Consider the following 15450-nt stretch of genomic DNA (forward strand, 5'->3'; position numbering starts at 1 on the left):
TTTTTTCCTGAGCCTGCTCCTTTAAACCATCCAGAAGAAACTGAACTTCCTCTTCCGTGAGAAACTGGATATGGTTCTTTTTCATGCTACACCCCCTCAAATCTTACTGCAGATGAACGGTTTATGTCGAATACTGAAATTGTCCTTTTTTAACGTGCTCTATATCAATAATCGGCACTCACGGTTCTCTTCTTAACTTAATTTTACATGAATCTGAAAAAAATTATTGAAGTGAAAGCGTAAAAGGGATTTTCGCGGTTTATTGAGGAGTGGCAGGGCAATCATGAATTGCCCTTATATGAAGTTACGTCAAGTGAAGTAATAACCTGTGCAACAGGCGCTGAAATAAATTCAGGATGACATGAGCACCGTCATGCCGAGCCAGTCTCAGCATCTTTTGGAATTACTATGGTTAATTATGTTACCTGTACGGCTGCAACCTGAAATCAGGGTAGAGTTCCCTTGAAAACGGGAGCTATACCATCCTATACTGCACCGGAGTAAACAGGTCTGCCTGTATCTTACGGGCACATTGATTTGAGTAAGTTTCTCAGTTCCATCAATCCTTTTCCGGTCTCTCGGGAGATACGGAAATTCATCACGGGGACAGTATATGGAATGACTGCGGCCTTACTTTCGCCAACAACAGGTTTGTCACGATAGAACCGGAGCATATCCGAATCGAGAAGCACCGCAGTGTGTTCGAGATCCGCCATTGAATAGTCGAGGCGTATAAGGCCGAGCCCTTTTGTAAGCCACCAGTTTTTCACCGAGTTCGATGTGGTGATCGTGAGATTGACAGCGCTGTAAAGTCCTTTGTCCGTCTGGACGAATTTGGGCGAACTGATATCGGTCTGCGTATCAATAACAAACGATTCAGCGAAAACTGAAGAAGGTGTGTTGAAATAGATGTAACTCCACTCGGTTTCGGCTCTGGTCGATGAGGTGAATGACAGTTCTTCCGAGAGATTCGTCATATTTTTAAGAATCAGGTATCGCGGAGAATACACGGTTGTTATGTTCATAATAAGATATGGTTTATCGGCGTCGCTTTCATTCCATTCACGGGTTTCCTCGGTTGTTTCGGTGATATAAATGCTGTTGTTGTCTTCCACAATGGTATCGATGAGCGTATAACGAAAATGTTTGATAACCAGGCCGATAGTGATGTCATATTCAATCACCGATTTCCGTCTTTTTTTATCATCGATGGAAATGGTAAAGTCTTTCATTTCCCATAATTCATTGACATTATTGCCGTTAACAACATAGAATGTGGGTGTCAGATGACGGTATTTCCATGAGGAATTTTCCAGGAGCGGGAAATAGGAGTCAGGATTGTAATCTGCCACGACAATAAGTATTTTTGACCGGCTGGTTTTATTGTCGGAATCGACACCTTCAAACGTGATAATATGATTTCCCACGGAGAGTGTTTCAACGGTGATGAGTTTTCCGCCGCCGAGATTGCCATCGAGGTTCGATGACCAGACAAGCTGGCTGTCCGGGAGCTCGCCATCCTCATAATCGATACCGGTACCTTTAAAAGTGATACTGTACGGTCCGAAAACAGAGTTATCCGATGGTTCGGAAATCGTTATCACCGGCGGTTCGGAGGTGAGAACGAAATCAATGCCTTTATAGCTGTCTGCATCAAGGACTATATTACTGTTGACAGGCGCCAACCCGGAACGCTCGATCACCACCTGATATGAACGGACCGGTACATTGGTCAGATATGCAATTCCTGAATCATCGGTGACCGCATTCTGGGTTTCCGGTTTTGTTATGATCGAGGTGTTCTTTGCCGGACGATTAACTTCATCTCTAACGAATACTTTAAGCTGAGAAATGATAATGAAATGCAGATCACTGGTTTTCGTGCTTTCAAGTTTGGTATACTGGTTGAATTCAGGGGAACCGGCTTTGTTCACGATAACATTGTAGCTTCGCGATACGATGTTTTTAAATGTTGCGTTACCGGACGTATCCGTAGTGATTGTCTGAGTTTGCGGACTGGTTGTAACCACCGCGCCCTCAATCGGCTCGCCGAATTCGTTGGTAACCCGGACATAAATGGTTGAAGTGTTATCCGGGTCAACGGATTTTTTGTCACTGCACCCCGATATCAACAGAAAAGTCCCGGCCAGAAGTGTCAGGAGTATGTGTGTGTATGTTTTCATATATCACTCTCACTTTATAAGTGTAAATTTTCTGATATCCGACAGGGCCATCCCGCTCAGGCGATACATATACATTCCGGAAGGCAGGTTTGAAGCATCGAGCCTCAATGAATGCATTCCCGCTTCCTTGAATCCCTGATCGACAAGCATGACCCGCTGACCGAGAATGTTATATACTTCCAGTCTCGCGGGACCGCCGGTTGAAAGTATATATGATACAGTTGTCTGACTGTTGAAGGGATTGGGATAATTCTGCATCAAATCGATACCGATAACAGCCGGCGGCGTTTCGCTGTCGGTCTCCGCATATACTTTCTGAACCCAGCGAATGGTGCCGCTTGAACCGAGATCGCCCGGTCTGGCTCCAAAATCACTGATAATGGAGTTAAACTCGGTCGGTGATATGAACTTCCTTGCAATCCGCACATTTGAATTATCCGTGTTGTCTGCGAGAAGATACCGTTCAACCGCTTTCTGTGCTTCATAGGATTTGATAAAATGGAGCGGATCGATGTACATATTATCGTTTTTGATCGTAACAAGGATATCCGGTTTTTCACTTAATCCGAAATTGACAAGATATATTTCTTTTATCCAACTCGTGAGATACTGGTTATTGTATGACGCGTTGGATCTCTGGAATCCAAGGCCGATTGTCGGTGCATCGTCCGGAGTTCTGTCCGGTATGGGAGGGATGTAACAGTCAAATACCATTTCATCGCCTTCCGGGTGGATGTTGTATATTTCAATGCCGGTCGGCCTGTTTGTTTTATGCGAATATGTATTCGGGTTGGTTTCGGTACCGAAGTTTTTAAACGTTACACCGTCAAAAACATCAGTTGCATCTCCCTGGTTCCCGAAGTGGTTTCTGGTATATGTGTAATCGTGCGCCCAGAAATCGAGGTTGTCGCTGCCCTTCAAAGGATCGGGAATCTCGCCGTACGGATAGCCTTTATCGATAAATCTTCCATCGGCGCACTCGAGGTCGACCAGTTTTTCCTTTTCGGTAACGTTACTCCCTTTTTCGTCAACGTGGTAGATCAGAATTCCACTCCTGGGTATCTGACGGTCGTAATAGTTACCGCCTATTTTACTGCGGTATTCAATAAGGTAATATTCCGATGAGGTAATCCAGAGACGGAATATTTTCCCGTCCGGATGACCCACATCTTTCATCCTCACGCCCTGGTGGATACCGTAAATATCAACAAGGTTGGCATTGTATGGACCGACGCAATTCATCATGATACGGTTGTATGCCGATGGTCCGACGGGGCCGTCATGCTCATCCCATCCGAGGGCGCCGCGGGAGAGTATGTCCCAGTACCCGAGGCCCGAGGAATCGCTTTCGGGTGTGACATAGGTTTTATCCATGAGATCAACGGCGCCGTATGCATGGGCAAGCTCGGCAATGATCGTGCCGACTGCTTCGTTTTTGGTAGCGGCGGTTGAAATACAACCCGATGTTTTATCTATTATGATATGGTCGCCCGTCCTGTTTCTGTCGCTTGTCCGATAAGGATCGATCAGTCCAAGGTACATGACTCCCGTGGCGAGCTGCTGAATGAAATCATATGGCCGCGACCTGGGCATGAAAATCATGTAATCGACATACCCGTCATCATCCCCCGAATTGGGGATACCGTCGGGGCCTTCATTGTCAAAAAGCCCGAAGTTTATTGTCGGATCGGCATCGAGCTGCATGACAAGATCATGAGAATAGGTAAATACATTGTCATAATACGATGAATCCGAGGGAAGCTCGTATCGTCTGGGAAGATATTCACCGGTTACCTTGTACTGCCCGAACGAGACCGAATCGAAAAAATGCGGTATGCTTCCGATATTTCCGCTGAATAAATCTTTTGCCCATGAGGGTGCGAGTGTGTCGCCGGGAGCTTCACCTTTGAATTTGGTAAAAACGACGACAACGTGGACGGGATTGAGTTTCCGCGGCCAGTTAATGGCGTCCGCAGCGGCTTTCTGCATAAATTCTTCGTACGTTGGTTTTTCTGCCAGATCCGAGCCCTGGCTGCAGATGGCCGACCCGAGTATCATCAGTAAACCGGCGATAATCCCGGGGATCGATCTGGGTTGTATAATTCGTTCTATCATCATAGTATCCTGTCGAGTTATTAAATATTCATAATACTGTTAAAACCGGGTATTTTTTATTGCAAATATTTAACTCGCTTGAGCGGAATTAGTTCCATATGTATAATATACATTACTATATTTCCGTTTCATATGTTATTTTTAGTGCTCATCAATAGACTTATTAAAATCATTGTTTCATTTTCCCCGCACATTCCTTTTTTGGATTCTATCCGAAAAAAGAGCAATAACTGTTCCGGTTTATATAAGTTCATCAATAACATAATGATACCATAATAAATAATTTCGCATACCGTAAGAAGTGTTCAAAAACGGACATTCGGTGTACCGCGGATGAACATTTTTAATTATATGATTGTATTAATGTTAGAGCATAATAATTTTCTGCGTCATAAATTTGTTTTTATGTATTCTAAAAGGAATGTGTCTCCTGTACAGGCATGGTGGAAGCCCATGCACTGCATATACCCGAAAAGGACGGTGAGGAATGTTCTGCGTTGTAAATGTATGTCCTGCAATACTACTTTTTTCCGTTCTTGCTTTTTGTGATGTTTTATCGAAGCAAGTATTTATTATTGCATGCAGGGAATGTTCGTGCTATTTTCTTGAAAATCTATTCTTGCGGGTTAAATTCTATATAAATAAACATCGAGGTACGCAGTATGAAATCAATCGAGCGGTTCAACCGCTGTATGCACTACCAGCCGGTCGACCATGTGGTCGATATGGAGTTCGGGTATTGGGAAGAGATGCACATACTCTGGCAGAGTGAAGGTCTTCCTCCGGGTCTCGGAATCCACGGAAACATGGAATCGCATTTTGGTCTTGAATCCCGCTATTTACCTTCAAATGCCGTGCTCACCCACGAGCAGATGGAGCTCTATTTCGGTTTTGAGCGGCGTTATCGCCCTCCGGTCAATACCCTTCTCCAACCCGATTTCACTATCGAAGAAATAGAAATCCGGAACGGATACCGCTATTACTACGATGCCGATCATGTTCTGTGCCGTGTCCCGGCGGATGGTGTCACAACCATGCCCGAGCATCTCGAATATCCCCTGAAGAGCCGTAAAGACTGGGAAACCGTCTTCAAGCCGAGGTTCGACCCGGACACTCCCGGCCGTTATCCGGACAATCTGGCCGAGCACATGGATTTCGTGCTCTCCAAAGACTATATGTCATGGCTGTATATCGGCTCACTCTTTGGGCGTCTCCGTAATTTTGTCGGATTCCAGGAAGTCTGCTACATGATTTACGACGATCCCGGTCTTGTCGATGAAATCATCCAGCATCTGGCCGATCTGACCTGTGCGGTTCTCGAACGGACACTGCCGCTTATGCAGGGAAAGGTTCTGACAGCCCATTTCTGGGAGGATATCTGTTTCAACATGGGGCCGATGATCTCTCCTGAGTATTTCGGCAGTCACGTTGTTCCCCGTTACCGTCAGATTACTGATATCCTGCGACGGTACGGTATCGATACGGTGATTGTTGACTGCGACGGCTGGATCGGGCCGCTTATAAACGGCTGGCTCGATGGGGGAGTGAACATCATGTTCCCCCTTGAGCGGGCAGGCGGGTCAGACCCCGTGATGCTGCGGAAAAAGTACGGCCGCCAGCTTCTCCTCATGGGCGGCATCGACAAGCGGAAGATCGCCCTTGGCGGGGACGACATCGTCCGGGAGCTCGAATATCTTGCTCCCCTTGTCGAGGAAGGCGGATTTATTCCTCACTGCGATCATCTCTGCCCGGCGGATGTCACACTCGAGAAATACCGGTACTACCTGAAAAAGAAACGTGAGATATTCGGTATTCCGCAGCGTGAGGAACGCGTACGGAAATATCCCTGTGACCGGTGACAGGGGCAGCGGGCGGAATCGATACGGTGTTATGGATTTTCCAATGCTCGCGGTGATTGAGAAATTTACGAGATGAACCACCATGTGAAAAGCTTCTGATGCTGTGAAAGGATACTCCTGATGGAACCCGGATACCTGCTTCCCATCGAATGGGCTATGATGATATGCTTAGTTGTTGGCGTTCTGGCCTGGGGAATCTACATGAAGGGGAAGATAGTTGATCTCGGCGACTCCTTTCTCGCCGGACGGAAAGTTCCGGGTATAGTCGCTTCAGTTTCAACGATTGCCACCAATTTTAACACGAATGATTTCATCGGCGGCGTCGGAGCGGCGTATGCCATGGGTTTCGTCATGGTTCACAGCAATCTCCTGAGCTGTTTCATCCTCATATTTCTCAGCTTTTTTCTCCTCAGACGGATTCGCGGAGCAAACGTTTTTACCCTCGGCGAATGGCTGAGAAAGCGGTATTCGCCTGCTGTGGGAAACATCTACAGCATGCTCTGGGCATTCGTCTGGATGCTCGTCAACCTCGGACTGTACATTTATTCCGGCGCGCTTGTTCTCCATACCCTTGTGGGCTGGAATCTCTATGTCTCGATTGTCGTTCTGACAGCGATTGCCGCAACCTATACACTCCTCGGCGGATTCGGCGCGGTGGTGGCGACCGATGTGCTCCAGATGGTGCTGATGTTTTTCCCTTACCTGTTTCTCGTTCCACGGATATGGGTGGCGGCGGGCGGTATCACGGGCATGCGCTCCGGAACTCCTCCTGAAATCACTGATGTCTGGACATCCGGCAGCCCGTTCGGACATATCGGGGTCGTTCTCTCAGGCGCGTTTCTTCTTTCCATGAGCTACTGGGCGAGTGAAGCCCAGATCATTCAACGGCCGCTGTCGGCGAAGAGTGTGAACGATTCGACGGTGTCGTACCTCGGTGTCGGATTCTGGCATGCGCTCGTTTCGCCGCTCATCATTGTCATCCCGGGAATTGCGGCGCTCAAGCTTCACCCGGGGCTGCCGAACAACGATTTCGCCATGCCCATGCTGATTCGTGATCTGGTGCCGCGCGGCCTGTACGGGCTTACGATCGTCGGTCTCATGGCGGGATTCCTGTCGAGCGCCGATTCCCAGATCAATGCGTTCTGCACGATGTTTATCTCCGATATTTATAAACGTATGATCGTGAAAAACCGCTCGACAAGGCATTATCTGACCGCCTCCACGGTCGCCGGAGGGATATTTACGACCGCCGCAATTCTCACCGCAGTTGCCTTCAGCTTTGCGCGGCACGGGATGATGCTCATGGCTCTGTCAATCCTTGCCACCATCATGCCGCCCTCTGCAGCGGTCATTTTACTCGGTGTTCTCTGGAAACGCATCGGTAAAACCGGGGCACTGTGGGGGATGCTGTCGGGATTCGCGATCGGGCTTGTGCTTGTTGTGCTCGATTTTCTCGGGTTACTGTCGAACATAGCCGGGAATACCATGTATTTCCGCGCCTCGGTGACATTTCTCGGGTCGGTTGCGGTTACCGTTCTGGTAAGCCTGATTATACACGAACAGTCTCCGGATATGGTTACCGAACCTCAAAAGGATGCGCCCCCCGGGCGGCTTTTCGAGAATCCGAAGTTTCTGGCTGTCCTGCTGTTTATTGCAGCCGTATCGATGTATGCGTTCCTGACGTTTGCGTTTTGAACCAATCGGTTCACGAGGTTCGATAGAACGCGGATTTACGTGGATCGGGCAGATTGACGTGGATTTGTATTATATGTAAATATCTTAATGCCAAATTGCGTTCAGTGAAGTAATAAAGTGAAGTAACAGACCCTGAAATAAATTCAGGGTGACATGTGAGTTGTCATGCTGAACTTGTTTCAGCATCTATTGGAATCATTACGGTTAATTATGTTATCTGTTCAAATGCAACTTGTTATAAATACTAGTAATTTATATCGATAAACGCAGGATTATAACCATGGAAGACGATCATCCCTTCAAGCTCAATATCGCAATTCCAAACGGCATCATCCTCACCGTCCTCGGAATTCTCGTTGCCCTGACCCCGCTCGTTCATGATATGATACGACCACATGCACTCATTGACTGGCTTGCAGGCCTGCTGTTGATCGGTGGGGGAGGATCGAGCCTCTATTTCGGCATACGAAATATGAATAAGTGATGCAGGGATCGAAGAAGATATAATTCAAAAATTGTATTGATATGTGAGTGTTGTATAATCGATGGACGATTATCGCCAGCCAGATTCTGTCATATTGCCTTGACGTGACCGACTGCAATGTTGTATATTTAAGCGCCAAAATTTATCATGAAAACTGTGAATAACGACGAAGAGCATATCAGGTGGATGAAACGGGCGCTCGCCGAGGCTGAGACCGCTTTGGGGCTTGGAGAGGCGCCGGTCGGGGCGGTAATCGTCAGGGAGGGCGTCATTATCGGCCGCGGCGGCAACAGGGTCGAGACGCTCAGGGACCCGACAGCCCATGCCGAGATTCTTGCCATCGGCGCCGCCGCTGAAGCGACCGGGTATGAGCGGCTCATCGATACGATCATGTATGTGACCCTCGAACCCTGTCCAATGTGTGCCGGAGCGATTGTGCTCGCGCGAATCCCGATGCTTGTGTACGGCGCATCCGACCCGAAAATGGGCGCATGCGGCAGTATCTATGACATATGCGGAGACGGGGCGCTCAATCACAGGGTCGAGACAATTTCCGGTGTCATGGAACAGGAGTGTTCCGGTATCCTGCGCGAGTTTTTCCGTTCGCTCCGCAAGAACAACAAGTAAGGGAAATAAACTAACCCGGATCATTCACACGATTTCATAGAACACGGATTTACATAGATCGATACGATTTATAGAAGTCTTATTAAAATCTTGTAAATCCTGTTAATCCTGTCTGATTAATTGTTTTGCTGTTTCGGGGATGGAGAGGTGCCAGAGCGGTTGAATGGGGCGGTCTCGAAAACCGTTGATGGCTTTGCCATCCCAGGGTTCGAATCCCTGCCTCTCCGCCAATTTCGGGAATAAATTGTGAAGAGATTATACCGTTTAGAAGTTTCGGTGGGCATTTGGTTGAGATTATATACAGTCGTCAGTAAAATCCGATAAACATGATAATTTTGATTTGCCATTATGAATTCACTTAAGTCTAAAACAGATTCGCTGACAGTAATACCGGGCATTGGAAAATCGATGGCTGATGATTTACGAAATATCGGTATTAACACTGTCAATGATCTTAAGGGAAAGAATCCCGAAAACCTGTATGAACTTTCTAATGAATATGCCGGCACAATCCAGGATAGATGCGTATTGTACGCATTTCGATGTGCAGTATATTTTGCAGAAGGTGGCCGTGATGTTGAAAAATTAAAATGGTGGAACTGGAAAGATAAAAAGGAGCGCCTTAAAAGAAAAACATGAAATCGTCCGGTCCGAAGGGTTCGCTTCTTCGGAAGATGGAAGGGGGAATTTCACCCAACCTACTATTTTGGGGCGAAATCTGTTCGAATATTTTCGAATGCACTCCGCCAGAGAACATATAATCGAATATATTATTATCTGTACTCAAGTTACATAGATCTTTGTCATGATGTCATGCCTTGAAATGTTGTGCATGACCCTGTTTAACGGAGAGGTGTCCGAGCTGGCCGAAGGAGCACGACTGGAAATCGTGTACTGGTAACCCCAGTCGAGGGTTCGAATCCCTCCCTCTCCGCCATGATGTCTTCGTTTCGAATCACGCTGTGCATGAAACCGCTATACTTTTCCTCCGAAATATGGTACACTATATTACAGTTCCAGCGACTCAATGAGGACGAATCCCCCGGGTATCTGAAGAAAAGGAGTTCTCCCATGGTAACTGCTGTTGTGCTTTTAACCGTCGAACGTGGCAGGATCAACGAAGTGGCGGACAACCTCACCGCAATGAAAGGCGTGTCGGAAGTCTATTCCGTTGGCGGACGGTTCGATCTCGTGGCTGTGCTGCGTGTGAAAAACAACGAGAAACTCGCCGAGCTCGTAACCGATCACATGCTCAAGGTGAAGGGTATTCTGACTTCGGAGACACTGCTGGCGTTTAAAGTATTTTCCCGTCATGATCTCGAAAGTATGTTCTCAATCGGTCTTGAGGGCTGAGTGTAACCATACTTTTACGCGGGATTATCATGAACCATTTTACCTTTGATTTTCCGTATCCTTCCCAGCGCATGCCTCTGCTCGCACGTAATATCGTGGCGACATCCCAGCCGCTTGCGGCCCAGGCAGGATTGAGAATGCTCCGGAAATGCGGAAATGCCGTTGATGCTGCTTTGGCGGCTGCCATAACACTCACCGTGGTCGAACCCAACAACAACGGTCTGGGAAGCGATGCATTCGCCCTCGTATGGGATGGTGAAAAGCTTCATGGGCTCAATGCTTCCGGGAGATCGCCCGCCGCGCTGAAACCGGAGCATTTTGACGGAATGGAAGCGATGCCCGAGCTGGGATGGGGTCCGACGACTGTTCCGGGCGCCGTTTCCGCATGGATCGCCCTTTCCGACCGCTTCGGAAGTGTGCCGTTTGAGATTCTGTTCAAATCCGCACTCGATTATGCCGAAAACGGATTTATGGTGTCGCCGATTACCGCACTCAGGTGGCAGGAAGCGAAAAAGCGTTACCGCGGGTTCCCGGAATTCGCTGATGTTTTTTTACCCGGTGGTCGCGCCCCGAAAGCCGGTGAAACGGTATGTTTCCATGACCATGCCATGTCGCTGAAACATATCCGCGATACGCGCGGCGAGGCGTTGTACCGTGGCGACCTGGCGGAAAAAATCGTCGCCTATGCTAAGGCAACCGGCGGGCTGATGACCATGGAAGACCTTGCGGAGCACCGCGCCGACTGGGTGGATCCCCTGTCTCTCGATTACGGGGATATCACGCTTCATGAAATACCCCCGAACGGGCAGGGGATTGCCGCGCTTATCGCGCTGGGTATCCTTCGGCACCGGAATCCCGGGAAGTACCCGGTTGATTCCGCAGACAGCCTGCACCTCCAGATTGAAGCAATGAAACTTGCGTTCGCCGATACGCATCGTTATGTATCCGATCCTGCCTTCATGGAGCTCGCTCCCTGTGACATGCTCGATCCGGATTACCTTTCCGGGCGTGCGGAAACGATCGACATGAAACGGGCAAAAAATCCTCTGTGCGGTGAATCCTTCAAAGGCGGGACCGTTTATCTGGCTGCCGCCGATGCCAGGGGCATGATGGTGTCCTTTATCCAGTCGAACTACATGGGCTTCGGCTCTGGAATTGTTGTTCCGGGCACCGGGATCGCTCTTCAGAACCGCGGTTCGTGCTTTACTCTCGAGAAAGGACACCCGAACCGGGTTGCCGGGAAAAAACGTCCATATCATACCATCATCCCCGCATTTGTGACGAGAAACGGCCAGCCGCTCATGAGTTTCGGAGTCATGGGTGGTCATATGCAGCCACAGGGGCATGTTCAGATGATGCTCAGGATTTTCGAGTACGGGCAGAATCCACAGGCTGCATCCGATGCGCCGCGCTGGCAGGTGTTCAGTGGCCTCGATGTGGGATTTGAGCCGGGAATAAAATCCGGTGTTCTCGATGAATTAAGCGCCCGGGGACACCGTATAAAAATACTCGAACCGCGGTATTTCGGGGGAGCACAGCTTATTTACAAACTCGATAACGGTTACTGCGCCGGCTCCGACCACCGTAAGGACGGCTGTGCGGTCGGATTTTAACGAAAGTTGTTCGTGTGATGAAATCAACTAGTACATGAGAAAAACCACTGTGAAATTATCTATGAATATTTTCAGATAAATCCGGGTATAAGGTTTCTGGTAAAAAAGGAGAATTATCGGTGGACAGAACGCTGCTGTTGGTAAAACCGAATGTTGTGAGAATTCATAAGATCGGAGCGGTGCTCGATGCTTTGGAAGAGAAGGGTCTTGTCATCAGGGACATGCGCATGTTGACACTCACCAGAGAACGTGCTGAGACATTTTATGCGATACACCGCGGGAAATCTTTTTATGACCGGCTCGTTACATTCATGACTTCCGGCCCCATAGTGGCTGTTATACTTGAACATGAAAACTGTGTCGAGTATGTTCGCAGTGTGATTGGAAATACCGACCCCGAAAAAGCCGCAAAGGGAACGATTCGTAAGCTCTATGGTCTCAGTATAACCGAAAATGCGGTGCATGCCTCGGACTCGAATGAAAACGCCGAAAAGGAAATATCGATCATGTTCGGCAGACAGAGTGAAAAAAAACAATGAACTTTTCACGATATCGGGAGTTAGTAAAACTATATGTCTGGAAAAACAACAGTTTTGACGGAAATAATCGACTTGACATTGACATGAATATTTCGTATAATTAAAGGATATTTAAAATGAAAATTGATCTTTTTGGCACAATTGACGAAAACGATCATATTTCAGTCGAATGCGATCCCCAGGAAATCGATATAGCATTCGATGATGTGTATACCAGAGTGGACGGACCCATTAAAGTGAACTGTCGCCTCCACAGGAGCGAAGAGTTTGTTTATGTGGAGGGGAAGGTGAAGGCGGTTCTCGAAATGGATTGTTCACGGTGTGTGGAGCCGTTTCTGCAGGACATCGAAGAAAATTTTTCATTTGTCGTTCGCAGGCTGAAGATCGGGGAAACAGCGCCCGAAGGTTCCAATGAGGGAGAGGAATTGGATGAGGAAAATCTGATTTACCTCCCGCATGATGAAAATTCGATGGACATTGCGGAGCTCGTCCGTGATGCCGTCATCCTGTCGGTTCCCCTTAAACCGGTATGCAGCGAGAGCTGCAAGGGATTGTGTTCTGTCTGCGGACATAACCTGAACACGGGGGATTGCGGATGCAGTGAAAAACGTACCGATCCGCGCTGGCAGTCGTTATCGGGTTTGTTCGATAAAAATATGGAAAAATAACTGTGCTTGTTGTTAATATGAAAGGAGTGTTACATGGCAGTTCCAAAGAGAAAGACATCGAAATCGCGAAAAGGAATGCGCCGATCCCACTGGAATGCAAAATTACCCTCGATAGCAACATGTGATCACTGTGGTCAGCCTGTTATGCCTCACCGTGTATGTCCTGGCTGTGGATATTACAAAAACAGGCAGGTTATCGAACCCGCTGAAGCATAATTGGTTTCTGATATGGCTGGAAAGGTCATACGAATAGCTGTCGATGCGATGGGCGGCGACATTGTTCCCGATGTTCCTGTCGAGGGAAGTATCTGCGCTGTCGAAAAATATCCTGACGTTGAAATTGCGCTTGTCGGTGATGAGTCCCGGGTTGGTGAATCGCTGAAAAACATGTTTTTTCCGGAATCGTCGAAAAAAACACGTCATTCGGGTAAAGAAGCTTTCAGGAACAGAATTCGCGTTGTTCACGCTAACGAAATCATCGAGATGTGCGATACGCCGGCCCGTGCGATTCGTGCCAAGAAGAATGCCTCTATCGTTGTTGCCAACAAACTGTGCCGCTCGGGTGAAGCAGATGCGGTTATTTCCGCCGGTAATACGGGAGCCGCGATGGCGTCATCCCTGTTATACATGGGAAGACTGACCGGCGTGTCACGTCCTGCCATTATGACTCTTTTCCCTTCAATGAAAAATGTTGTTGCGGTTATCGATTCCGGTGCGAACACTGATTGCAAACCCGAGCATCTCTTTCAGTTCGCGGTGATGGCTTCGGTTTTTGTCTCCTGCGTACTGGGTTACGATAATCCCCGCGTCGGGCTTCTCAGTATCGGTGAAGAACGCACCAAGGGGAATGAACTGACAATCGGGGCGTATGACCTCCTCGAAAAATCCGATCTGAATTTTATCGGAAACGTCGAGGGACGAGATATTTTCAAAGGTTCAACGGATGTCGTTGTATGCGACGGTTTTGTAGGAAACATCGTCCTTAAATTCGGCGAGAGCATATTCGGGTTCATCATTCATGCCCTCCGGAAAAATATTACAAGGAAAATACCCCGTATGATCGGGGCTTTTTTACTCAAGCCCGCTTTCAGGGAAATAAAGGCTCAGTTGAGCCCGGAGGACTATGGAGGTGCTCCGCTTTTAGGTGTTGACGGAATCTCGATCATTTGCCACGGTAACTCGACCCCTGTTGCAATTTCAAACGCTATCGGAGTAGCCCGCCAGCTGGTGTTGAAAGATGCCAATGAGCAGATAAAACGTGAACTTTCCAAAAAGAGCCTCAAAAATAATGACTAATTACCCTGTAATCACCGGCCTTGGATTTTCCGTTCCGTCCCAGGTGTGGGATAACCATCGCCTCGAAAAAATGGTTGATACCTCGGATGAATGGATCAGATCACGAACCGGAATCGTAACACGCTGCATCGCGGAAGACCACGAAACAACTGCCACGCTCGCATCGGAAGCCGCACTGAAAGCGCTCGAAAAAGCCGGCCGGGAACCGGTTGACATCGATGTCATCATCATTGCGACCATGAGTCCCGAAATGCCGTTTCCCGCTACTGCATGTTTTGTTCAGGAAAGTATCGGCGCTAAAAATGCGTCCGCGTTCGACATATCTGCTGCCTGTACAGGCTTTATTTATGGTCTTGCCGTTGCATCCGCGATGATTTCGTCAGGTGCCGCGCGAAATATTCTCGTTATCGGCGCCGAGGTTCTTTCACGGGTTATCGACTGGACTGACCGCGATACGTGCGTGCTTTTTGGCGATGGCGCCGGAGCAGCGGTTGTGTCAAACGAAGGCGGGGGCGGCAGAATTATCGACTGCATGATTCATTCCGATGGCTCGAACGCCGATCTTCTCTATATGCCGGGCGGTGGTTCACGCTTTCCGGCAAGCGAGGAAACGGTCCGTAACAGGATGCATTACCTCAAAATGACCGGTCAGGGGCTCTATAAGGTGGCAAGCGTGTCGATGGCCGAAGCGGTGTATAATATTCTGAAACGGAACAATCTCACGGTTGACGATATGGATCTCTTGATTCCTCATCAGGCGAATGGCCGTATAATCCAGACAACTGCAAAAAAGCTTGAAATGCCTCCTGAAAAAGCGTACGTTAATATTGATAAATATGGTAACACATCCGCTGCAACCATCCCGATTGCAATGACCGAGGCCCGGAATGAGGGATTGCTCGGAGAAGGTAAGAATGTTGTTCTTGTGGCGTTCGGCAGCGGTATGACCTGGGGGTCGGCGCTGTTAAAGTACTGAAATCCCTGTGTTCCCATATCACTTTGTCACTTTTTAAATAAA

General features: G+C 48.3%; 14 protein-coding genes and 2 tRNA genes. 14 read left to right on the plus strand and 2 right to left on the minus strand.

What is annotated here, in order from left to right:
• Positions 1-521: 521 nt before the first annotated feature.
• Both LLG96_03255 and LLG96_03260 read right to left on the minus strand, forming a co-directional pair.
• Positions 522-2183: a carboxypeptidase-like regulatory domain-containing protein gene (locus tag LLG96_03255; GenBank protein ID MCE5249217.1), complete on the minus strand. Its 1662-nt coding sequence runs from the start codon at positions 2181-2183 to the stop codon at positions 522-524.
• Between the two features lie 9 nt (positions 2184-2192).
• Complete coding sequence (locus LLG96_03260; GenBank protein ID MCE5249218.1) at positions 2193-4298, minus strand: T9SS type A sorting domain-containing protein; 2106 nt, start codon at positions 4296-4298, stop codon at positions 2193-2195.
• Positions 4299-4960: 662 nt separating this feature from the next.
• Between LLG96_03260 and LLG96_03265 the strand changes: the two genes are divergently transcribed.
• The 14 genes from LLG96_03265 to LLG96_03330 all read left to right on the plus strand — a co-directional run bounded on the left by LLG96_03265 (position 4961) and on the right by LLG96_03330 (position 15408).
• The gene (locus LLG96_03265; GenBank protein MCE5249219.1) at positions 4961-6157 is read left to right on the plus strand and encodes a hypothetical protein; all 1197 of its coding nucleotides are present in this window, start codon (positions 4961-4963) and stop codon (positions 6155-6157) included.
• A gap of 120 nt (positions 6158-6277) precedes the next feature.
• A complete protein-coding gene (locus LLG96_03270) occupies positions 6278-7852 on the plus strand; it encodes a sodium/solute symporter (protein ID MCE5249220.1) in 1575 nt (524 codons plus the stop codon).
• A 280-nt stretch (positions 7853-8132) separates the two neighbouring features.
• Positions 8133-8336 carry a hypothetical protein gene (locus tag LLG96_03275; GenBank protein MCE5249221.1) on the plus strand — a complete coding sequence of 68 codons (204 nt, stop codon included), beginning with the start codon at positions 8133-8135 and terminating at the stop codon, positions 8334-8336.
• 147 nt (positions 8337-8483) lie between these two features.
• Entirely contained in the window at positions 8484-8963 is a 480-nt protein-coding gene (gene tadA, locus LLG96_03280) for a tRNA adenosine(34) deaminase TadA (protein MCE5249222.1), read from the plus strand.
• Positions 8964-9104: 141 nt separating this feature from the next.
• A tRNA-Ser gene (locus LLG96_03285) sits at positions 9105-9193 on the plus strand.
• A 118-nt stretch (positions 9194-9311) separates the two neighbouring features.
• Complete coding sequence (locus LLG96_03290) at positions 9312-9602, plus strand: helix-hairpin-helix domain-containing protein (GenBank protein MCE5249223.1); 291 nt, start codon at positions 9312-9314, stop codon at positions 9600-9602.
• Between the two features lie 208 nt (positions 9603-9810).
• Positions 9811-9900, plus strand: a tRNA-Ser gene (locus LLG96_03295).
• A 134-nt stretch (positions 9901-10034) separates the two neighbouring features.
• The gene (locus LLG96_03300; protein ID MCE5249224.1) at positions 10035-10316 is read left to right on the plus strand and encodes an Lrp/AsnC ligand binding domain-containing protein; all 282 of its coding nucleotides are present in this window, start codon (positions 10035-10037) and stop codon (positions 10314-10316) included.
• A 26-nt stretch (positions 10317-10342) separates the two neighbouring features.
• Complete coding sequence (locus LLG96_03305) at positions 10343-11929, plus strand: gamma-glutamyltransferase family protein (protein ID MCE5249225.1); 1587 nt, start codon at positions 10343-10345, stop codon at positions 11927-11929.
• Positions 11930-12048: 119 nt separating this feature from the next.
• Positions 12049-12468 carry a nucleoside-diphosphate kinase gene (ndk, locus tag LLG96_03310; protein ID MCE5249226.1) on the plus strand — a complete coding sequence of 140 codons (420 nt, stop codon included), beginning with the start codon at positions 12049-12051 and terminating at the stop codon, positions 12466-12468.
• A 116-nt stretch (positions 12469-12584) separates the two neighbouring features.
• Positions 12585-13136: a DUF177 domain-containing protein gene (locus tag LLG96_03315; protein ID MCE5249227.1), complete on the plus strand. Its 552-nt coding sequence runs from the start codon at positions 12585-12587 to the stop codon at positions 13134-13136.
• Between the two features lie 33 nt (positions 13137-13169).
• Entirely contained in the window at positions 13170-13352 is a 183-nt protein-coding gene (gene rpmF, locus LLG96_03320) for a 50S ribosomal protein L32 (GenBank protein MCE5249228.1), read from the plus strand.
• A gap of 27 nt (positions 13353-13379) precedes the next feature.
• Entirely contained in the window at positions 13380-14432 is a 1053-nt protein-coding gene (gene plsX, locus LLG96_03325) for a phosphate acyltransferase PlsX (protein MCE5249229.1), read from the plus strand.
• Positions 14425-15408 carry a ketoacyl-ACP synthase III gene (locus tag LLG96_03330; protein ID MCE5249230.1) on the plus strand — a complete coding sequence of 328 codons (984 nt, stop codon included), beginning with the start codon at positions 14425-14427 and terminating at the stop codon, positions 15406-15408. Before plsX ends, LLG96_03330 begins: the two co-directional genes overlap by 8 nt.
• The last annotated feature ends 42 nt before the right edge of the window (positions 15409-15450 follow it).

The organism is bacterium, from assembly GCA_021372535.1.
Lineage (GTDB): Bacteria > Latescibacterota > Latescibacteria > Latescibacterales > Latescibacteraceae > JAFGMP01.

Coding starts and splice junctions, on each gene's coding strand:
- LLG96_03255 (MCE5249217.1), bottom strand. CDS start 2,183: ATGAAAACATACACACACATACTCCTGACACTTCTGGCCGGGACTTTT.
- LLG96_03260 (MCE5249218.1), bottom strand. CDS start 4,298: ATGATAGAACGAATTATACAACCCAGATCGATCCCCGGGATTATCGCC.
- LLG96_03265 (MCE5249219.1), top strand. CDS start 4,961: ATGAAATCAATCGAGCGGTTCAACCGCTGTATGCACTACCAGCCGGTC.
- LLG96_03270 (MCE5249220.1), top strand. CDS start 6,278: ATGGAACCCGGATACCTGCTTCCCATCGAATGGGCTATGATGATATGC.
- LLG96_03275 (MCE5249221.1), top strand. CDS start 8,133: ATGGAAGACGATCATCCCTTCAAGCTCAATATCGCAATTCCAAACGGC.
- tadA (MCE5249222.1), top strand. CDS start 8,484: ATGAAAACTGTGAATAACGACGAAGAGCATATCAGGTGGATGAAACGG.
- LLG96_03290 (MCE5249223.1), top strand. CDS start 9,312: ATGAATTCACTTAAGTCTAAAACAGATTCGCTGACAGTAATACCGGGC.
- LLG96_03300 (MCE5249224.1), top strand. CDS start 10,035: ATGGTAACTGCTGTTGTGCTTTTAACCGTCGAACGTGGCAGGATCAAC.
- LLG96_03315 (MCE5249227.1), top strand. CDS start 12,585: ATGAAAATTGATCTTTTTGGCACAATTGACGAAAACGATCATATTTCA.
- rpmF (MCE5249228.1), top strand. CDS start 13,170: ATGGCAGTTCCAAAGAGAAAGACATCGAAATCGCGAAAAGGAATGCGC.
- LLG96_03330 (MCE5249230.1), top strand. CDS start 14,425: ATGACTAATTACCCTGTAATCACCGGCCTTGGATTTTCCGTTCCGTCC.